This is a genomic window from Microbulbifer agarilyticus, assembly GCF_001999945.1.
GTDB classification, from domain to species: domain Bacteria; phylum Pseudomonadota; class Gammaproteobacteria; order Pseudomonadales; family Cellvibrionaceae; genus Microbulbifer; species Microbulbifer agarilyticus_A.
In genome coordinates this window covers 3,906,089-3,926,611 of the sequence record NZ_CP019650.1, presented here as the reverse complement: position 1 = coordinate 3,926,611, position 20,523 = coordinate 3,906,089, and the positions used below count along the sequence as shown (strand labels likewise).

Here is a 20,523-nt window from a genome sequence, read left to right as displayed (position 1 = left end):
GATTTCTGTTTTGGTCCTAGATTAGACCGAATATGGAGGTTTTGCCCCAGTTAGGGGCTGGCAGTGAGCCGCGCCGAACCCCGGGCGTCACTCTTCAGCCACTGTGCAAAGGCGACGCCCGGATCGTGTTGGGAGGGATTAGTCGAGGCTGAAATCGAAGTCCATTTCGTCCGCGGGCGGCTGAACATAGTAGCCCTGGATGTAGTCGGTACTAGACTGCCATAAGGTCGGCAGCATGCTCGCCTGTTCGATGTGCGGGACGATGACCTTGATGTCGATCTCTTTCAGCTGGCTGACCAGTTTGACCAGTGTCTCGCTGTCTTCGCCCTGATCCTGCACTTCGCGCACGAAAGAGGCATCGATCTTGGCCAGGTCCACCTTTACGTGTTCCAGCGCCTTGAATGGGCTGAGGCCAGTGCCAAAGCGGCACACGGCAACGCGACAACCCAGGTCCTGAACTTGCTTGGCAAAGTCCCGCGCGGCATGCAGGTTGCTGCTGATGTCCTCGGCGCGCAGCTGGAAGGTCACGGTGCTAGGCGACACCTTGGATGCCTTGAAGGCCACACCCAGCCAGGCCGGCAGGCTGCTGTCCTTGAGGGACGCAGCGGTCAGGTGAATAAGAATGGATGCGGCATCGCCCTGACTGTTTTTTGCCGCGACGGTTTTCATCGCGTTGAGAATTACCCAGCGATCCATCTTGCAGGACAGGCCTGCGTCACCGAGTGTTTCCAGGAAGGCCATGGGGGCGAGTTCTTCCTTGCCGTCTACGAGACGCACCAGCACCTCGTAGAGCTTTTCACCACTGCCCTGCAGGCTGAGGATCGGCTGATACAGCAGCTTGAAGTTGCCCGCTTCCAGCGCCTGTGCAACCCGCGCGCGCAGATAAGTATCGGCGTCGCCACCCTGTTGTTCGCTGTCGGGTTCAAACAGGGCAAAACCGTTGCCGTTGTCTCTGGCCAGGGCCTGGTCGTGGGCCTTGGAGGCCTGTTCCAGCACCTTGTCTGCATTGCCGGAGGTTTCACTCAGCAGGGAGATACCGATGGAGGCGGTGATGTGCACGGTTTTACCGGCGGCCTCGAAAATGGTGTCCGCCACTTTTTGCAGCAACTCTTTCGAGCGTGACTCGGCGCTGTCGGGCGTGGTTTCCGGTACCAGCAGGCAGTAACTTTCCTCACCATAGCGCGCCACAACGTCACCGCGGCGCACGCTGCTCTGCAGAAGTTCGGCAAACTTTTTGTGCACCTGGTCGGCGCCGGCGACACCCACCACCTGCTGTACGGATTCTTCGAAGCGGTCGATCTCGATAAACATGAGGCCGCCGGTGCGCTGGGAACCCGACGCAGACTGAATGGCGCTGTCGAGCAGCTGCACAAAGCGCTGGCGGTTGTACAGGCCAGTGGCGGAGTCGCGGTTCTTGGCTTCGCTGAGCTGGGCTTCGAGCTCTTCGGTGTTGCCCGTGCTGGCGGCGATGCGCACCTGCAGGCAACGCTCCTCGTCGTACACCGTCGACAGTACTTCGGCCTTGGTGGCGAGCGGTGTGCCATTGGCGGTGCGCGCGGTGAACTGCCACTCCTGGGCTTCCACCTCATTGTTGTTGATGGCACAGCTGCGTAGGAATTCGCGCGCGTCCGGTTGCTCGCCTTCAGTGAGCATATCGATCAGCGGCTGGTATTCCACATCGTCGCGGTCCTGATAGCCGAAGCGCTCGGCGAAAGACTCATTGGCGTAGACGATGAGACCGTCGGAAATGTAGGCGATGGCGTCCTTGGAACTGTCCAGCAGCTCTTTGGCGCGGTTGAGCGTGGCGTGGTAGCGGCGCTGGTGCTGACGCGCCTGGCGACGCTCCTCCAGCGCGGTGAGTTCGCGCTGGATGGTCAGCAGCAGATGCTGATCTTCGTCGATGGTAATCACATCGCGGGCCCCGGCCTTCAGGCCTTCCACCACCGGCTGTGAGCCTTCGCGCTCGGTGAGTAAGATCGCGGGGACGTCCTTCTGCAGTTTGCTGATGGTGCGGATGGCGGTCGCGGCTTCCAGCTGTTTGCCCTGCTCTGCGGCAATCAGCAGATCCCAGGTGTGTTCCTGCAGGAGCTTGGTCAGTGCCGCTTCGCTGGCAACGTGCTTGGCGCGGTTCGGACGGCCCGCATTCTGCAGCATGCTCACCAGTCGCTGGGCCTCGGCCGGGACGTCGTGAATAAGAAGAAGGCGGATGGTGTTGTCGCTGCTCATTGTGTTCCTGTTGTACTGCGTCGCGGCGGTTATTTTTAATTGTTCATTCTGATCGGTTTCAGATCGACCGCTTCCCTGCCGATGCCCGCACCCTGTTGGGGCGGTCCAGTACCGCGAACCCGTTAGTTTAGGTTGTTATAAATACCGCGAACAAGTGCGCAGTCGGCACTATGGGATATGGTTCCACGTTATCACTGTATCAGGGGAAAATGTTCGCAATCGTGGGCGAGAATTGCGCCGCAGGGATGCTCGGGCACCGCTCCGGTACCCGGAGGAGTCGTCAGGAAAAGGCAAAGATGGCGATGCTGCCGGTATTCAGGCTCTGCTGGCGCAGGGTTACCGTGTGGGATTGGCCGGCGGCGACGATGTCGATGGTATCGCCCTGCTGGAACAGGGGCGTGGGTAGCAGCAGCTCGGGCGGCTGCCCCGCGACGCCATTGAGCAGACCGGCCATGGCGTCTGTGCGTCGCCCGTCCTTGGTATGACGGCGCACGCGCACCGAGCTGGTATGGCCGCCGAGTAGCTCCAGCCCTACGCGACACTGGTCGGGTAGGCCGAACTGCCAGCGCACTAGCCCCACTTCCCACTGCTCGCCGACTTTGAGCGCGATTAAATTGCCGCTGTGCAGGCGCCCCTGCACGTCTGCCGGCAAGCGTAGGCCCGCGCCGTTGTCGCTGGTGTTGAGCAGTGTGGCGGGTGTTGGCGAGTAGCGTTTTTGGGCAGTGCGCGCACCTTCGCTGGAGCGGTGCGATACCGAGGGCGCGGTGGGCAGTGGCCTGGCCACTTCATAATCCTTGAGTGCGTGACCGGTGTTGAAGTCGATGGAGTCCACTTCCATAACCAGGTCAGCCGAATTTCTTGCATTAAAACTTGCCGCCAGCTCCGGGCCTTCATCGCCGTCCCGCTTGAGGTGGTAGGCGATGGCACTAATGCCAATCGTTACCTGACAGCGCATTTCCGCCGGCGTGCGTTGTTCGCCGCGGCTCTTGGCGCCTGCCCAGATGGCCTGCACCCGCTCCAGCATATCCACCGACAGGGCACCGGGACGTCGCAACCGTTTTTGCAGTAGTCGCAGTGGGCCAGTCAGGTATACGGGCCAGCCTAGTGGCGAGGAGAAATGCTTCAGGTCCACCGCGCTGCGGCGCAGGCGCACTGCGGGAATCGGTGGCTGGTCCAGGTTCAGGCTGCACAGCAGGGTTTGCGCGGACTTGTCTGCGCGTTCCAGCAGTGCCGCTTTGCCGGCCCAGTGGCCGCAGCACAGCCACAGCTGCAGCTGTTCATCCAGGGTCAGCTGTAGCGGATTGGCGCTGGCAAACAGCGCGGTTTGCAGATAGGGCTGCGTCAGCTTTTCCCAACGGTTGAGTCGACGAGTGGCAAGCAGCGGTACATCTGCTGCACCCGTCGCCAGCGGGTCCACTACCCGGCGTTGTTCTAAACCGTGCTCGCGCGCGGTTTGCACCAGTTGCTGCAAGCGCGACCAGCTGCCCTTTGGTGGGGCCTGGTAGGCGAGGTTGCAGATTTGTATCAGCCGGCGATAGCTATCGCATCCGCGATGCAGCGCGCGGGCAAGCCGGCGGCGGAAAAACAGCGTGTGGGTCTGCTCCAGAAGCTGGGCACTCACACTGGCATAGGCTTGCGCCAGGTGCTGGTAGAGGATGACCGCGGTGAGTTGTTCGCGACGCTGCCGCTGGTTTTGACCGCCCTGAGCGTGGCTGAAATTCGCCAGTGGCGCGAGCGCGAGGGTGCCGCAGTGCTGAACGATGGCCGGGCGCAGCACTTCCAGGCTTGCCAGACGCAGGCGCACCGGTGCGTCCCAGCGGGCAATTTCCGCGAGCAGGCTGCGCAGGGCGCCGGCGTTGCGTTGGGCTTTTTCATCCAGCGGGTTATGGCTGAGAAAGTCGCGCAGCCATTGTTTCAGCTGGCGATGATTTCGGCATCCACAGGTGAGCTGGGAAAGGTCCCTGAGTGGGGATGTCGACGGCCCTGCCGAGGTGGTTTGTGGCGAGGGAAAATCGGCGTGGGCGTTATGAGCGGTATTATTTCCGCGACGGACATCCTGCCCGACTTCTGTATCTGCTGCGTCCTGCATGGCGATAACCGAGAATTGCGTGCTTGCAGTATACGAGGCCGCGAAATTTGCACAAATGTGTCAGAAGAAATAGATGTCCAAAAAGATGCTTGTAGCGCCAGAAATCGTCGAGCAGACGGCAAACTGGTCGCCTATTAGCTCTTTTGCGGGGTGTGCGTGCGGGTGGTGTGTAGCGGCTCAATGGGTACGCCAGCGCGGAGCGCTTACCGGCAAGCGCAATTCACACCGGCGTTTTGGATTTTTCCGCGGGAATCTCTCGTACCAGTCGTGGAACCAGGTAACCTGGCAGTCGCTGGCGCACACTTTCCACCAGTGCTCGCGCGTGGGTGTCTGTCACCTCGAAGTGTGCGGCACCCTGCACGTGATCCAGCTGGTGCAGGTAATAGGGCAGCACGCCGTTGGCGAACAGTTTTTCGGATAGCTCGGCCAGCGTGTCGGCGCTGTCGTTGACGTTTTTCAGTAGCACGGCCTGGTTGAGCAGGGTAACGCCGGCGGCGCGCAGGCGGCCGAGGGCCGCAGCGACTTCCTCATCAATTTCGTTGGCGTGATTGCAGTGCAGCACGAGTACGGGCTGCAAGCGGCTGTTGGTAAACCAGCTCAGTAGTTCGTCGTTGACACGGGATGGTGCGACGATGGGCAAGCGGGTGTGGATGCGTAGCTTGTCGAGTTGCGGGATCTGCTGCAGCTGGTCCGCTAGCCAGGCCAGCTGGCGGTCGCTCATTACCAGGGGGTCACCGCCGCTTAAAATCACTTCGCGCAGGTCCTGTTGTGCGCGGATATAGTCCAGCGCCTGCTGCCACTGCTGGCGGTTCAGATGGTTGTCACTGTAGGGGAAGGCGCGGCGGAAGCAGTAGCGGCAATTGACGGCGCACTGGCTGGCGGCAATTAACAGGAGGCGGCCCTTGTATTTATGCACGACACCGGGCACCGGGTTGGCGTTGGCTTCCTCCAGTGGGTCATCGTTGTAGCCGGGGCTGGGCTGCAGTTCCGCTGCGGTGGGCAATACTTGCAACAGCAGTGGGTCTTCGGGGTCACCGGGGCGGATGCGGCTGAGGAACGGGCGCGGTACGCGCAGTTCGAAGGTGCTCGCGGCGGCGCTCAATTGGGGTAGCTGCTCAGCATCCAGTTGCAGCAGTTCGAGCAGTTCCTGTGGGTCACGCACCAGATCGCTCATTTCTTCCTGCCAGCGGCGTGGGCGCAGGATTTCCTCGCCGGAGGCGGCGATTTCAATACTGCTGATTTCACGTGCGGGCTGGCGGTGCTGTATCATAGCGGGCTGTTTTTTTGGCGCGGTGGCCATTGGCTGCTGGTTTGCCCCGGATGGGGCGCGCGAAGTTTAATCAATTTGACGGCGTAATGCTGATATTTCGAGGAGCTCATGGCTAATTATTCCACTAACGAATTCAAAGGCGGCCTGAAGGTAATGCTGGACGGCGACCCCTGTTCCATTGTGGACAATGAGTTCGTGAAGCCCGGTAAGGGGCAGGCCTTCAACCGCGTGAAGCTGCGCAACCTGAAGACCGGTCGCGTGTGGGAGCGTACTTTCCGTTCCGGTGAGAGCCTGGAAGGTGCGGACGTGATGGACCGCGACATGGAATACCTCTACAACGATGGTGAGTTCTTCCATTTCATGGAGCCGGAGACCTTTGAGCAGCATCAGGCGGACGCGAAGGCGGTTGGTGACGCGGCGAAGTGGCTGAAGGAGCAGGACATCTGTGTGGTCACTCTGTACAACGGTTCTCCGCTGGCAGTCACTCCGCCAAACCACGTGATTCTGGAAATCACCGACACCGATCCGGGTGTACGTGGCGACACCGCGCAGGGCGGCACCAAGCCAGCGACCCTGTCTACCGGTGCCGTGGTGAAGGTACCTCTGTTCCTGGAGATCGGTGAGACCATCAAGGTCGATACCCGTACCGCGGAATACCTGGGTCGTGCGAAGGAAGACTAATCCTCCTTTGCTCAGCGATTCCGAAGGGCGAATACTCTGGTATTCGCCCTTTTTGCTTTTGGCCTGTACGCGGGTCTTTGGACTTGTGGCGGCAAAGCAGTGACCAGAAGTTTTTAGGACCGCTGTGAACCCATCCCTGGGCGCTTCGGCGCAAACATCCTGTTTGCGACGATCCTAAAAACTTCTGCTCACTACTCTGCCTTCGCCCGCAGATAATTCCGGTTGCCCGGCTAGACTGAATTCAATCTAAAGTATCCTCAATCTCATGTCCGATATTTACCTCTGGCAGCCCTCTGCCCCACTCGATAACCTCCGCCGCCGCGCCACCCTGCTCGCGGATATCCGCCGCTTCTTCAGCGAGCGTCAGGTGCTGGAGATGGAGGTGCCGATCCTGTCCCGTCGCGCCACCAGCGATCCGCATATCGATTCAATTACGGCGGACTGCAGCGGTGTGCCGGCGTTCCTGGCGACCAGTCCAGAATTTGGCCTGAAGCGTTTGCTGGCGGCGGGAATGGGGGATTGTTATTACCTGGGCAAGGCGTTTCGCAATGGCGAGGCCGGTGGCCGCCACAATCCGGAATTCACCATGCTGGAGTGGTACCGGGTGGGCTGGGACGATCATCGGTTGATGATCGAGGTGGGTGAGTTTCTGTCTTGGGTGCTGAACATTTCCCGAGTCTGTTCCTACAGCTATCGCGCGCTATTTTTGAAGTTTCTCGATATCGACCCGCACCGGGCGTCGCTGGAGGAGTTGAAGGCGGTTGTGGCGCGGGTGCTGGAGTTGTCGTTTGAGCCGGCGGATCGCGATGAGTGTCTGGACTTATTGATGAGCCACCATATCGAGCCGAATATGGATTCGTCAGGTGAGCGTGGTATTACGCTGGTTTACGATTTTCCTGCGAGCCAGGCGGCGTTGGCGCGGGTGGAGCACGACGAACTGGGTGCGCCGGTGGCGCGTCGGTTTGAAGCCTATGTGGCGGGGATGGAACTGGCCAATGGGTACTGGGAGTTGATCGATGCCGCGGAGCAGCAGCGCCGCTTTGAAGCGGATCAGAAATACCGCGCAGAGCATGGCAAGCCGGTAAATCCGTATGAGGAGCGCCTGGTCGAGGCGCTGGCCGCTGGCATGCCGACCTGCGCGGGGGTGGCGCTGGGGGTGGACCGGTTATTGATGCTGGCCTGCGAGGCAGAGCGCATCGATGAGGTGATTGCGTTTCCAATTGAGCGCGCGTGATTGGTCGCGATCAGACGTTAAGAACCTTCACGCGCTTTCGCGATCGTCACTCGCATCGTCATTGGGCGCATCTTGATGGATGCTGCTGGCTCCGCGCTCGGGTGTGAATTCGTAGCTGGTGACTTCGCCCACTGCGTAAAAGCCGGTATCCAGCCATAAGTCCTGCTGGTCCTCTCCTACCAAGGCCACTGCATGCTTGTGATGGCTATTTAATACTTCCCGAACCATTTGCTGGAACATGGCACTGCCGACTCCGTGTTCGCGGTACTCGGGTAATGTCCACAGGTCGTAGAAACCGAGCGCATCGGCGGAAGAAAACAGGCAGCCGGTGGCAACGGCTTCTCCTTCGTACTCGCCTATATGCATCTTTAAGCGGCTGTATTTGTGCTCCGGTAATTCGGACAGGTGATTGTAAAATTTTTTAATTTGCGCGGCTTCTAGGTTGCAGCTCTGTGCTGCTGCAATCAGGTCGCCATAGGCGATGACGTCCTCTGCGCGTGTGACATTTTTAATCTTCAGCTTGTCATCGGGTTTGTCGTTCGGGGCCAGTTGTTTGACCTCCGCAGCCATGGCAATTAAAGGCGGCTGGCGAAGCAGGTGCAGTTCCCCCAGCGCGATGTCATCCAGAGGCTTGCTTGCACAGTGCCACAGGGAAAAGGGGCTGTGGCGCTCGGCAAAGTAATCGACGACAAAGCGCTGCAAAATGCGCGGCTGTACCACCGAGTTACTGACGACCTGGTTGAAGTGAGAAGAAAGGAGCCCGCTGTCTGTGCGCAGCAGGCCGGTAATTTCTTTGGTCTGATTGGGGTTGGCGAGCCCGGCAAAGTACCCGGCTTTGGTTTCCAGGTTGCGGCAAACGAGGTTTTTAGCGCTGAGACTGTATTTCATGGTTACAGGATAGTCTTGCCGGTGCCCGGCTGGAATGAATGTGTGCAACCTGTGACAGCAGAATCAGCGCAATTGATCCACCTGCGATATTGCCGTTTGATTCATGCTGATGGCGGGCTGGTCGCAGCTTGCTGTGCCAATCACTTTGGCGGGTACCCCGGCTACCAGAGATTTCTCTGGTACGGGCTTCAGTACCACACTGCCGGAGGCGATCTGTGAGCAGGCGCCAATCTCGATATTGCCGAGAATCTTGCTGCCGGCACCAATCAGCACGCCGCAGCGCACTTTCGGGTGGCGGTCGCCACTTTCCTTACCGGTACCGCCGAGGGTTACCGATTGCATAATCGACACATTGTCTTCCACCACCGCGGTTTCGCCGATGACGATGCCGGTGGCGTGGTCGAGCAGGATGCCCTGCCCCAGTTCGGCCGCGGGATGGATATCCACACCGAACACCACCGAGATACGGTGCTGGATAAACAGGGACAGTGAGCGCCGCTGCTGTTGCCACAGCCAATGGGCCACGCGCCACGCCTGCAGGGCGTGATATCCCTTAAAAAACAGGAAGGGTTCGTACAGTGAGTGGCAAGCGCTGTCGCGCTGTTCGATGGCGGCCAGGTCCGCGCGTGCGGCGGCACCGATGCTCGGGTCCGCAGTCAGCGCTTCATCGATTACTTCCCGAATCAGCAGGGCCTGTGCCACCGGGCTGTCGAGCTTGTTGGCCAGGTGAAAACTGAGGGCGGACTCGAGCGTGGCGTGATTCAAAATGGTGGCGTGCAGGAAGCTCGCCAGGATCGGCTCCCGTTCGACCTGCACCGCGACATCACGGCGAATAGCGTCCCAGATCGGGTCCAGTTGGTCGACCTGGTCAGTGCTGGGTTTTACGTTTTCCATCGGATACAGCTCCTTTTTTCTCTCCACGATTTACGCCCTGTTTATATGGCGCCAAGCGTGAGGGGGGGCTCCTGTAAGGCGAAAAGCTGTTCGCGCAGGGCCAGAATATGTTCCGCCCAGTAGCGGGGCGTATTGAACCACGGGAATGCCTTGGGAAATGCCGGGTCTTCCCAGCGCCGTGCCAGCCAGGCGGCATGATGCATCTGACGCAGGCAGCGCAGCGGTTCCACCAGCTGCAACTGAGCCGGATCAAAAGGGTAGAAGGTTTCGTAGCCTTCGACCACGGTATCCAGATAGGCGGTTGCCTCCGCGCGGTCACCGGAAATCAGCATCCAGATATCCTGGATCGCCGGACCCTGCAGGCAGTCGTCTAGATCCACAAACCACGGGGTATCGTCCCGCCACAGGAAGTTGCCGCTGTGGCAGTCGCCGTGCAGGCGCAGAGTGGACCATTCCTGCTCAAATTTCGGCGCAATCTGTTCGATGAGGTGGGCGGTGGTGGTGGCGTAGGCCTCTACATTCTCTGACGGGAGGAAGTCCCCGGCGAGAATGGTTTCGCGGCTGTCGAGGGCGAAGCGCTGCAGACTCAACTGCGGGCGGTGCGCGAAGGGGCGCGCCGCACCAATGGCGTGAATCCGCCCGAGCATGGTGCCCACCTGTTCCAGGTGGTCAAAATTATCCAGCTCAATCTGGTGACCACCGCGGCGCGGAAACAGTGCGAAGCGAAACCCGTGGGCTTCCAGCAGCGTTGTACCGTCAAATTCCAGCGGTGCCACCACCGGAATCTCCGCCGCCGCCAGCTCCAGCGAGAATGCGTGTTCCTCCAGGATCTGCTCGTCGCTCCAGCGCCCAGGGCGGTAGAACTTGGCGATTAACGGCTGCGCCTCGTCGATCCCTACCTGATAAACGCGGTTCTCATAACTGTTGAGTGGGAAAATGCGCGCGTCAGACAGCAGGCCCACGCTCTCCACGCAGTCGATTACCCGGTCGGGGGTAAGCGCGTCGTAGGGGTGTGACGATTCGGTCATGGGGGCTCCGCTGAGCACGGTTGGGCTCGGATCAAATGGGGGCGCTATGCTAACGCGGATGGACTAGCGCACCAACCGTTCGTGGATATTCACGGGTGTCCATGGACGTAGGGAAATCGACAGGAGATAGCGATGAAATACATCTTTGAGGTGCAGATAAAACCGGGCTCCCACGCGGAGCAGTACGCCGATGCCTGGGTGCGTGCATCCGAGCTTATCCAGCGGGCCCCGGGCGCACGTGGAACCGAACTGCATCGCAAGATTGATGAGCCGGACAAATTGATCGCTATTGCACATTGGGATTCCAAAGCGCAGCGCGATGCGATGCAAGAAAAACACAACCCGGAGATCGACAACATTATTCGCAGTGCTGCGCCCTTTGTCGAGATTCGGGTGCTCGGCTCTTACGAGGAAGCGGAGTGGGTGGTAACGCCGCCGCAAGCAAAAGCGTAGTCGGCAGCCGTGTTTTATCGGGTAGAAAAAAGGGCACCCTGTAAACAGGGCGCCCTTATTGCTTGCGAATTGAGGAAATCCGCGCGGTGCGTTAGCGCACCTTAGTTGCTGTACCAGTAAGCATCCAAGGTCACGCCGCTAGCTCCGTTGCGGGTAGCCTTGAGGCCGATATGCCAGGTGCCAGCCGCCGGGTTGGCGATGGTGCAGGACTCATTGTTGCCGCCACCGGTATCGCGACAGTCGTACTGCCCATTGCTCGGGTTTGCGCCGAGGCGAACGTACAGGTTGACGTTGCCGCTGCCACCAGAGGTGGATACCTCAAGGCTGGTCGCGCCGGCGGGCACGTCAATGGTGTAGTACTCCCACGCACGTGAAGCGAGGCTCACATTGCTTTCGGTAAAGCCATCGCTGCTCGGGCCGCCGCTGCCATCGCTGACGGTGACTGATTGCGTGCTGCTATCGCTAGCGCCATCGTCGTCGGTCACGGTCAGGGTGACAGAGTAAGTGCCAGCAGCACCGTAGCTGTAGCTCGGGTTGGCATCGGTTGAGCTGCCGCCGTCACCGAAGTCCCAGCTGTGGCTGACAACACTGCCATCGCTATCGCTACTGCCATCGGTGAAGGTCACGAACAGGTCTGAAGCGTTAAAGGTAAAGCTCGCGTTCGGTGCCTGATTGGTGGGGGTGCCACCGCCACCGACCGCATCAATCGCTGCGCTCGCATCAATAATTCCCGCACCACATCCGCCAGAGCAGGCGCCGGGTAATGCACGCGCGGTCGATTTGAGTGCGCTTTCAACCTGAGCCGGGGTAACGCCGCCATTGGCCGCGTACATCAACGCGGCAACACCCGCTACATGGGGAGCAGCCATGGAAGTGCCCTGGTAGTACACATAGCTTTCGGCGCCGGGGCCGGCTGTGCCGTCATTCAGGGTAGAGGCGACACCGTGCGTTGCATCGTAGGCGACGTCACCACCCGGAGCGCTCACATCTACGGTTGCGCCGAAGTTAGAGTAATAGGCACGAGCACCAAAGCGCTCGGTCGCGGCCACGGAAATTACGTTGTCGCAGCTGGCGGGACGGTAACCGGACGCGTCGGCGTCGCTGTTACCCGCACTGACGATTACCGTCGAACCGTTGGCGACAGCTGTGTTAATCGCACTCTGGTATGTGGAATCGCAGGCGCCGCTACCGCCCAGACTCATGTTGATAACCTGCGCCGGATTGGAGTTAACCGGTACGCCCGAAACGTTACCACCGGAAGCCCACACGATACCGTCCGCAATATCGGACAGGTAACCACCACATTTGCCCAGTACACGTACCGGGACCACTTTCGCATCGAAGGCAACGCCGGCAACGCCTTTGTTGTTATCGGTAACTGCGGCCACGGTACCGGCCACATGGGTGCCGTGCCAGCTACTAGTCTGGTCTTGCGGTGGGTTAAAAAGACCACACTCGTTGCGTGCTACTGCATCACCGGGGTCTGAAGGGTCTGCATCGCGACCGTCGCCATCGTTGGATACGAAGGTGTCATCGATAAAGTCGTAGCCGGGGAGAATGTTCGCATCGAGGTCCGAGTGGTACACGTAGCCTGTATCGAGTACTGCTACGGTCACACCCGCGCCGGTTTGCTTGTCCCACGCGGCGGGCAGGTTGATACCGCCAGTGGCTTCAAAATAGTGCCACTGTACGTTGTAGAAAGTGTCGTTCGGCGTGTACTGCGGCACCATAAATGCATCTTCCTCGACGGAGATTACATTGGGGTCCGCTTCTAGTGTTGCCCGCAGCTTTTTCAGTTGGCCCGGGGCCATGCGTTTCTCAAGTCGAAATACCTGGCGGTCTGCCAGTGCCATTTTGCGCAGGTGCCCCATCTTCACGCCGCCGCGGTTAGATAGGGTGTTTGCTTGTGACAGCCCGTTGCGTGCTTGGGTGTCTTTGTAGCGAACGATCAGGCGTTGCGGAACATTGGAAAAGTCTGCATCGGCAGAAACCTGCGCAACAGCCTGTGAGTGGTTGCCGAGAAGTCCCAGCGTAGTGATTGCCGAAATCGCGGCGAAAGAATACCCCTTCAGAATGGATTTCATTCTTATTTTTCTCCCGGTATAAGGATCTATGATTGGGTGGTGTGCTGAGTCGCAGCGGACTGCTGTTGGCAGGGCTTCTTCCCAGCAAGAGATTGCGCCAGAGCGAGTAGCCGGTGAGGCAGCGCGCATTGGAAAGCCGCAAGTTCGGCGTTGCTTAAACGCCTGTGTATGACTGTAAGCGAAACTTGGTTCGTGAGTGCCAGACCTTGATCACGTGAATTGCACGAATTTCACGCCAAAAAATGTAATTTCGTGAAATATGCATTTTTGCTGTAAATACGTGCCAACAACGGCGCGAGTGCACAACAAGAGTGCGTTGAAAAAATCGAACAAGGTGGGGAGAAGGGCAGCGAGGGAGGGGCTCCAAGCCTCTCCGGAAATTAATTCCAGAGAGGTTGGACTAACGTCACATTACGCGGCGCGGTAAAAATTAAACGGCAATTTTTTCCAGCGCCAGGCTGCCGATGGAGTAGCCGGCACCGAAGGAGCAGATCACCCCTTTGCTGCCCAGCGGCAGATCGTCGTTATGTAAATTGAACGCGATGATAGAACCCGCACAGCCGGTATTCGCGTATTGATCCAAAACGATGGGTGCGCGCTCGGGGGAGGCGTCATTACCCATTAGTTTTTTCGCAATCAACAGGTTCATGTTGATGTTCGCCTGGTGCAGCCACCAGCGGTTGACTTCATTGGGTTCGAAACCCAGCTCCTGCACCTGACTTTCCAGGTGCGCGGCCGCCATTGGGCAAACTTCCTTGAATACCTTGCGTCCGTTCTGGCGGAACAGCTTGCCCTCGCCAAACGGATCCACATCCGCGGCGCGCGCGGTGTAGCTGAAGTTCGAGCGAATATTGTTGGAGAAAACAGTTTTGGCTTTGGTGCCGAGAATTTCCCAGGCGCTGTCGGTATTGCAGCTTTCCTTGCGTTCCACCACGGTGGCCACCGCCACATCGCCAAAAATAAAGTGGCTGTCGCGATCGGAAAAATCGATCTGCGGTGACGCCAACTCCGGGTTAATTACCAGTACGGATTTGGCCGAGCCGGAACAGATTGCATCCACCGCGCGCTGCAGGGCGAAGGTGGCGGAAGAGCAGGCCACTTCCATATCGAAGGCAAAGCCGTCGATACCCAGTGCAGATTGGATTTCAATGGCAATCGCCGGATAGGCGCGTTGCATATAAGACGCACCCACAATCACCGCATCAATGTCTTCCGGTTTCTTGTTGGCTTTTTCCAGTGCCAGCTTGGCCGCGTTCAAACCCATCTCCGCCTGCAGGCACAGCTCGTCATCGGCGCGCTCTGGCAGGTATGGGCGCATACGGTTCGGATCGAGGATGCCCTCTTTGCTGATCACATAGCGGTTCTTGATACCGGATGCTTTCTCGATGAACTCGGCGGAAGAGAAAGACTTGGCTTTTACCTGGCCAGATTCGATGGCATCGGCATGTTCGCGATTAAATTTTTCCGCGTGGGCATTCAGCGCCTCCACCAGCTCTTCGTTGCTGATGGCCTCAGGCGGTGTCCACAGACCGGTACCGCTGATCACGATGCCGCGAGGCAGTTGGAATTCACTCATGTTTCTGGGTCCCATCATCCTGTGCATCGCACCCGCCGGCCCAGCTAGTGAGGGGCAATAACGAGCGCGCTCTAGTTATAACGTTAGCAGCCGGTGGATTTTTGCGCAGCGGCGGCGAAAAGGGCGACTATTTTGGCGCCTAGAGTCACATTGGTCTATGAATGGGTGCGAGAGTCTAACGGGTCATTGGGGGATATTGGCTGACTGTCAGGGGGTTCTGGCCAGGGCGTAAACACTGACTCGCGATGCGCCAGCTGCAAGGAGTGATTGGGCCGCCGCCTCCTGCGTGGCACCGGTGGTGATGACATCATCGACCAGGCCCACGTGCAGGTCTTTTACCTGCGCTCCAGCGTCAAAACTGTGGGCGAGATTCTTGCGTCGCTGGGCGCGTGAAAGTGTTTGCTGGCTATCGCTGGCGGCTATTTTGCGCAATGCACCAGCGGCCACTGGTATACGCCAGTAGTCGCCGAAGATGTCGGCGATTAGCTGCGCCTGGTTGTAGCCCCGGCCGAATAATTGCTTGCGCCAGTGCATGGGAACCGGCACCAGTATGTCGGGAGGTGACGCTTGCTGTACTTGCGGGTGGAGTTCCTGTGCCGCCAGCTCAGCGAGCGTGCGCCCGGCGGCAAAGTCCCGCTGGTACTTGAAGCGCTGCACCAGCTGCGCGACAGGGTAGGCATAGGACCAGCAGGCGACGCTGCTGGCCTGGGGTGGTGGGCGTTGAATACAGGCGGCGCAATGACTGTCCTGTGTTGCTGCCAGCGGCAGCGCACAGCCTATACAGGCGTGGCCCAGAGAAGGCAGATCGCACTGGCACGATGCGCAGACTCCGGCCTGCACCTCGCTGCCGGAGCCACACAGCAGGCAACAGGCAAAGTGTTTATCCAGCGGCCGGGTGAGTACCTGACCCAGTAATCGCAATAGCGGCACCGCAATCCTCCCTGACTGCAGACTTGTAAACCGGAATCGGTTCTCTTGGTTGACAGCGATAAGGCCACCGCTACACTGACAGCCTTTCGCGCACGATTTACCTGCAAAAACCAAGAACAACGCGGCTCGGGGCCCTGTCCCGCAGCCGATCGACGGCGAAACCCCTTTGAGTCTCGTCGTCTGAGGAGAGTAATCCCAGTGACCGCCAACCCGCAAATGTCTTCCGCTTCGTCCACCTACGGCGAAATTCGTCATGACTGGAGCCGCCGGCAGGTGCTCGACCTGTTCGCGTTGCCTTTCAATGATCTGCTGTTTACTGCACAAATGGTGCACCGCCAGCACTTCGACGCCAACCGGGTTCAGGTGAGCACGCTGTGTTCGATCAAAACCGGTGCCTGCCCGGAAGATTGCACTTACTGCCCGCAAAGCGCCCGTTACGATACCGGCCTGGAGCGCGAAAAGCTGATGAAGGTGGAGAAGGTGCTGGAAGAGGCGCGTGCAGCCAAGGCCAGTGGTGCGACCCGCTTCTGCATGGGCGCTGCGTGGCGCTCACCGAAAAACAAGGACATGCCCTACGTCACCCAGATGGTGCAGGAAGTGAAGGCCCTGGGCATGGAAACCTGCATGACTCTGGGTATGCTGAGCGACGAGCAGGCCAAGGGCCTGGCGGACGCGGGCCTAGATTATTACAACCACAATCTGGACACCTCGCCGGAATACTACGGCGACATCATTACCACGCGCACCTATGAAGACCGCCTGAATACTCTGGCGAATGTGCGTGCGGCGGGTATGAAGGTGTGCGCCGGCGGTATCATTGGCCTCGGTGAAGAGGAAAAAGACCGCGCCGGCCTGCTGATGCAGCTGGCCAACCTGTCTGAGCACCCCGAGTCGGTGCCCATCAATATGCTGGTAAAAGTTGCCGGCACTCCGCTGGAAAACAACAAAGACCTGGATCCGTTCGAATTTATCCGTTGTATCGCAGTGGCGCGCATCATGATGCCGAAATCCCATGTGCGCCTGTCCGCCGGTCGCGAATCGATGAACGACGAGATGCAGTCCCTCGCCTTCCTCGCCGGCGCCAACTCGATTTTCTACGGCGAAAAACTGCTGACCACTGGCAACCCGGAAGCGAACGAGGACATGCAATTGTTCAAGCGCCTGGGCATTAAGCCAGAGGAATACCAGCAGTACGAGGATGAGTCCGCAGTGGAAGCCGAGCTGCAGGCAAAAATTTCCGAACAGGAATCCGACCCCTTCTTCTACGACGCCGCCAAGGCGTAAGTTCAGTTATTGCTGTGACCGCTGTTGTAAATAGCCTGCAGGACTTTCTCGATGCGCGCCTGGCGGAACGCCGGGCGCAGCAGCTGTACCGCAAGCACAAAGTTCTCGCGGCTGCGCCGGGCCCTGTGGCCGAGGTGGATGGCCGTACCCTGGTTACCTTCAGCAGTAATGATTATCTCGGTCTCGCCACCCATCCCGATGTGATTGCCGCGCAGCAGCACGGCGCCGCGCTGGGTGCCGGGGCCACGGCCTCGCATCTGGTCAATGGCCACTTCGATATCCACCAGCAACTGCAAAACAAGATTGCCGAAGTCACCGGCCGCGAAGCCGCGCTGCTGTTCGGCAGTGGCTATATGGCCAACGTTGGTGTCATCAATGCGCTGGTTGGCCGCGGCGATTTTGTTGTACAGGACAAACTCAATCACGCCTCGCTGATTGATGGCGGGCGTATCTCTGGTGCCCAGTACCTGCGCTTTGCCCACAATGACCTGGAAGCGTTGGAAGTTCAGCTGCGCCGTGCGCGGGAAAAAAACAGCGGAAAAATCCTGCTCGCCGTGGATGGCGTGTACAGCATGGACGGCGACTCCGCACCGCTCGCGCAGATGGCCGAACTTTGTCAGCGTTACGACACCTGGTTGATGGTGGATGAAGCCCACGGCTTTGGTGTGACGGGAAGCGCTGAGAACCCCAGCGCCGGCAGTGCGGCCGTCGCCGGGCTGGATCAGCACAGTGCGCCGATCCTTATGGGTACCCTCGGTAAAGCGGCGGGCAATGCCGGTGCCTTTGTCGCGGGCTCAAGAGCGCTGATCGAATACCTTACCCAATTTGCCCGCACCTACATTTACACCACCGGCATGCCGCCGGCGGTGGCTGCCGGGTGTCTGCGCGCACTCGAGCTGATGCAGCAACAGCCATTGCGCGAGACCTTGCAGCAGCGCATCGATTATTTCCGCCAGCGCGCCGCGGCGCTGCAGCTGCCACTGGAAAACTCCACCAGCGCCATTCAGCCCGTGCTACTCGGCTGTGAGCAAACCGTGCTCGCCGTCGCCGAGCGTTTACAGGAAGCGGGTTTTCTGGTGGGCGCTATTCGTCCGCCCACGGTACCTGCGGGCACCGCGCGTTTGCGCATCACCCTGTCCGCTGCACATAGTGAGGCCCAAATTGATGGCTTGTTGCAGGCGCTGGTGCCGGCGTTATGCGCAGTGGAGGCACCGGCGTGAGTCGCTCAATGGGTAAAATTAAAAGTCTGGCGCTGATTCATGGTTGGGGCGGTGACTCCCGTTGCTGGCAGCCGTTGTTGGAGCAGTGGCAATCCGTTGCCGGCACTTTCAATGGCACTGGCCCCATTGTCACTGTGGATTTGCCGGGCTTTGGTACGCGCATCAACGAGCCCTGGCCGCAAACCGAAACCCTGCTTGCCGAGCTGGAAGCGCAGCTACCGGAAGATTGCCTGCTACTGGGCTGGTCCCTAGGTGGCATGCTCGCAGTGCAGCTTGCCGAACGCAGCAAGCGGGTTGGAAGTAACAAAGTACGGGCACTGGTGACCATCGGTGCGAACGGGCGCTTTGTCGCCAGCGATGGCTGGCCGGCGGCTATGCCGGAAACGGTATTCACGGATTTCTGTCGCGCCCAGCGTGAGGCGCCGGCAAAAAATATGCAGCGTTTTGCCGGCCTGCAGGCGCGCGGTGATTCCGAGATGCGTGGCTTGCTGAAAACGCTGAAGGCCGAAGTGCCCGCAGCGGTTCCACAAAGCTGGTCGCAGGCCCTAGAGTGCTTGGGTAGCTTGGATAACCGCGTATTGTTGGCAGCTCCTGCAGTGCCAACCCTGCACCTGTTTGGCGAAGGTGATGCACTGGTACCTGTACAGGCTGCGAGTGCGTTGGAAGTGTTAGGTGCATCGTGCAAGGTGATCCCGCAATCCGGGCACTGCCCGCATCGGAGCCGTCCCGCGCAAGTCGCGCAGATCATTCGCGACTTTGTCGGTAATTCACTTGGTGACTCTACCTTCGGCTCTGCTTCTAACTCTGCCGCTCCGCTGGAAAAGGCTTCCGTGGCGCGGGCTTTTGGCCGTGCGGCAGCGAGTTATGATGCCGCCGCCCACCTGCAGCGCGCAGTCTGTCGCGAGCTGCTTAGCCGCGCCCCGGAGCACCGCGCACCAAGACGAATTCTCGACCTGGGCAGTGGCACCGGCTACGGCAGTGAACTGCTGCGCAAACGTTTCCCCGATGCGGAAATTATCGCGCTGGATATCGCTCCGCAGATGTTGCAGTTTGCCCGCGCGCATCGCCCGGTGAGCAACGCCTATGTGGCGGCGGATGCAGAACAGCTACCGCTGGCGGATGGTTGTATCGATCTGGTCTTTTCCAGCTTTGCCTTGCAGTGGTGTTACCGGTTGCCGCAGTTGTTTGCGGAAATACGCCGGGTGTTGGCGCCCGCCGGCGACGTATTAATTTCCACGCTGCTACCGGGAACGCTCAGTGAGCTGGAAGCCAGTTGGGCGGCGGTGGATGACGCGGTGCATGTGAATCGTTTCCTGCCCGAGAGTGACTGGCACAGTGCCTGTGTTGCCAATCACCTGCAAACAACTACTGCGGTCGAGCAGCGTGTATTGCATTTTGATGATGTGAAATCGCTGATGCGGGAACTTAAAAGCATTGGTGCCCACAATGTGAATCGCGAAGCGGGCAAGGGGCTGCTGAGTCGGGCGAAATTGCGCAAGCTAACCGAAGCCTATGAGAACGAACGCACTGAGGTTGGGCTGCCTGCGACCTATGAAGTGTTGTATTTACAGTTGGCGCATTCAGCCGCTGCCGCTTCAGCCCTCGATACTCTTGATGCCCTCGCGCCGGGTTAAGCGTCGGCGCAATTACTCTGCTAATCCTCCGGAATAAATCCCACCACGCGTGTAGGCCCACCGCTGCCACCGCGGATTTTCATCGGTAGTGCAATCAGCGTGAAGCCTTTCTCCGGTAGCGCCTGCAGGTTGGTTACGTTTTCCAGTGCGGGAACATTCCGCTTGAATAATTCGCGGTGCGCCTTGAATAGTTTCGACGCGCCATAGTCGATACTCGGCGTGTCCAACCCCACCGCTTTTATACCGCGCTCGTCGGCCAAAAATATCGCCGCCTCGGGTGACAGTCCGGGAAAGTTCAGTTTATCCACCGCCGCCTGACCGCGCTCTGCGGTGCCCAGATATTTCACCGGGTCTGGCCAGTACTGCGCGCTGCCGGTATCAAACAACACGATCGTGTCTTTCTCGAGCTTGCCGTGTTGCTGCTCCCAGCGTTCTATGTCGGCAACGCTGATCAGGTAGTTTCTATTGGCACCCTTGCCCGCTTGCGGAATCTGTCCGGCGACCCGGATTACCACCGCCGGCCCGATCAGTTGCTGTAGGGGTATCTGATCCACACTTTGCCGGCCGCGACCGAAATGCACCGGGGCATCGACATGGGTGCCGCCGTGTTCGGCTGCCGCCAGGTTATACGCGGAATAGTAATACCCCTTGTCGGTTTCCCCAGCGAACACCGTGTCTTTGTGGAATTTGTCGGCCGTGGGCCAGTAGAGGGTGTCATCGGCAAAATCGTGGGACAGGTCCACCCAGCGGCCCTTGGGGAATCCTTCTGCGAGCGCGAAGCTCGCCCAACAGAGCGCCACCACCACTGTGAGGTGGCAGGCGCTGGGCCAGAGAAAACGCCAGAGAAAACGCCAAGAAAAGCGCCAAAAGAGACGCCAGTTAAGATGACTAATGCGGTTCCATGAAGCGGCGAAAAAAGTGAGCCTGTTGCGCAATGTTCTCTCCGTTTGTTGTCATTTTTCGAACGGCTTGGTCTTGAATCTACACTCGGCTGCGCAGATAGTGGTGTGCAGTTATGCGACGTATTGAGGG

Annotated in this window: 16 protein-coding genes; 6 read left to right on the top strand and 10 right to left on the bottom strand. The window is 59.3% G+C overall.

The annotated features are described in order from the left end of the window. Nucleotides 1-138: 138 nt before the first annotated feature. The 3 genes from Mag101_RS16245 to epmB form a co-directional block, all read right to left on the bottom strand. On the bottom strand, nt 139-2,226 hold the full coding sequence (locus Mag101_RS16245) for an EAL domain-containing protein (protein WP_077407431.1): 2,088 nt from the start codon (nt 2,224-2,226) through the stop codon (nt 139-141). A 280-nt stretch (nt 2,227-2,506) separates the two neighbouring features. After that, nucleotides 2,507-4,315, bottom strand: coding sequence for a hypothetical protein (locus tag Mag101_RS16240; protein WP_077407429.1), 1,809 nt, complete (start codon nt 4,313-4,315; stop codon nt 2,507-2,509). A gap of 220 nt (nt 4,316-4,535) precedes the next feature. Next, entirely contained in the window at nt 4,536-5,585 is a 1,050-nt protein-coding gene (gene epmB / locus Mag101_RS16235) for an EF-P beta-lysylation protein EpmB (RefSeq protein WP_077408402.1), read from the bottom strand. A gap of 108 nt (nt 5,586-5,693) precedes the next feature. Between epmB and efp the strand changes: the two genes are divergently transcribed. Both efp and epmA read left to right on the top strand, forming a co-directional pair. Continuing rightward, complete coding sequence (gene efp, locus Mag101_RS16230) at nt 5,694-6,266, top strand: elongation factor P (protein ID WP_077407427.1); 573 nt, start codon at nt 5,694-5,696, stop codon at nt 6,264-6,266. A gap of 265 nt (nt 6,267-6,531) precedes the next feature. Next, nucleotides 6,532-7,500 (top strand): EF-P lysine aminoacylase EpmA, encoded by a 969-nt coding sequence (gene epmA, locus Mag101_RS16225; protein WP_077407425.1) that lies wholly within the window; start codon nt 6,532-6,534, stop codon nt 7,498-7,500. Nucleotides 7,501-7,527: 27 nt separating this feature from the next. On the opposite strand, the gene Mag101_RS16220 is transcribed toward epmA, so the two are convergent. The 3 genes from Mag101_RS16220 to Mag101_RS16210 all read right to left on the bottom strand — a co-directional run bounded on the left by Mag101_RS16220 (nt 7,528) and on the right by Mag101_RS16210 (nt 10,310). Beyond that, nucleotides 7,528-8,388: a GNAT family N-acetyltransferase gene (locus Mag101_RS16220; RefSeq protein ID WP_077407423.1), complete on the bottom strand. Its 861-nt coding sequence runs from the start codon at nt 8,386-8,388 to the stop codon at nt 7,528-7,530. 63 nt (nt 8,389-8,451) lie between these two features. Beyond that, entirely contained in the window at nt 8,452-9,282 is an 831-nt protein-coding gene (gene cysE / locus Mag101_RS16215) for a serine O-acetyltransferase (RefSeq protein ID WP_077407421.1), read from the bottom strand. 41 nt (nt 9,283-9,323) lie between these two features. Then, a complete protein-coding gene (locus tag Mag101_RS16210; protein ID WP_077407419.1) occupies nt 9,324-10,310 on the bottom strand; it encodes a serine/threonine protein kinase in 987 nt (328 codons plus the stop codon). Nucleotides 10,311-10,442: 132 nt separating this feature from the next. On the opposite strand from Mag101_RS16210, the gene Mag101_RS16205 reads away from it, so the two are divergent. Then, nucleotides 10,443-10,763, top strand: coding sequence for an antibiotic biosynthesis monooxygenase family protein (locus Mag101_RS16205; protein WP_077407417.1), 321 nt, complete (start codon nt 10,443-10,445; stop codon nt 10,761-10,763). Between the two features lie 101 nt (nt 10,764-10,864). Here Mag101_RS16205 and Mag101_RS18265 read toward each other — a convergent pair whose 3' ends face one another. The 3 genes from Mag101_RS18265 to Mag101_RS16190 form a co-directional block, all read right to left on the bottom strand. After that, nucleotides 10,865-12,847, bottom strand: a complete 1,983-nt coding sequence (locus tag Mag101_RS18265; RefSeq protein ID WP_077407415.1) for a S8 family serine peptidase — start codon at nt 12,845-12,847, stop codon at nt 10,865-10,867. A gap of 430 nt (nt 12,848-13,277) precedes the next feature. Beyond that, nucleotides 13,278-14,423 carry a beta-ketoacyl-ACP synthase III gene (locus Mag101_RS16195; RefSeq protein WP_077407413.1) on the bottom strand — a complete coding sequence of 382 codons (1,146 nt, stop codon included), beginning with the start codon at nt 14,421-14,423 and terminating at the stop codon, nt 13,278-13,280. A 207-nt stretch (nt 14,424-14,630) separates the two neighbouring features. Beyond that, a complete protein-coding gene (locus Mag101_RS16190) occupies nt 14,631-15,353 on the bottom strand; it encodes a ComF family protein (RefSeq protein ID WP_077407412.1) in 723 nt (240 codons plus the stop codon). Nucleotides 15,354-15,569: 216 nt separating this feature from the next. Here Mag101_RS16190 and bioB point away from each other — a divergent pair, with 216 nt between their 5' ends. From bioB to bioC, 3 genes are read left to right on the top strand one after another with little or no spacing between them, the layout of a single operon-like run. After that, entirely contained in the window at nt 15,570-16,637 is a 1,068-nt protein-coding gene (gene bioB / locus Mag101_RS16185) for a biotin synthase BioB (RefSeq protein WP_077408400.1), read from the top strand. Between the two features lie 14 nt (nt 16,638-16,651). Then, nucleotides 16,652-17,857 carry an 8-amino-7-oxononanoate synthase gene (gene bioF, locus Mag101_RS16180; RefSeq protein WP_077407411.1) on the top strand — a complete coding sequence of 402 codons (1,206 nt, stop codon included), beginning with the start codon at nt 16,652-16,654 and terminating at the stop codon, nt 17,855-17,857. Nucleotides 17,858-17,865: 8 nt separating this feature from the next. Further along, on the top strand, nt 17,866-19,491 hold the full coding sequence (gene bioC / locus Mag101_RS16175) for a malonyl-ACP O-methyltransferase BioC (protein WP_077408398.1): 1,626 nt from the start codon (nt 17,866-17,868) through the stop codon (nt 19,489-19,491). Between the two features lie 20 nt (nt 19,492-19,511). On the opposite strand, the gene Mag101_RS16170 is transcribed toward bioC, so the two are convergent. After that, complete coding sequence (locus tag Mag101_RS16170) at nt 19,512-20,291, bottom strand: cyclase family protein (RefSeq protein ID WP_232325062.1); 780 nt, start codon at nt 20,289-20,291, stop codon at nt 19,512-19,514. Nucleotides 20,292-20,523: the final 232 nt, after the last annotated feature.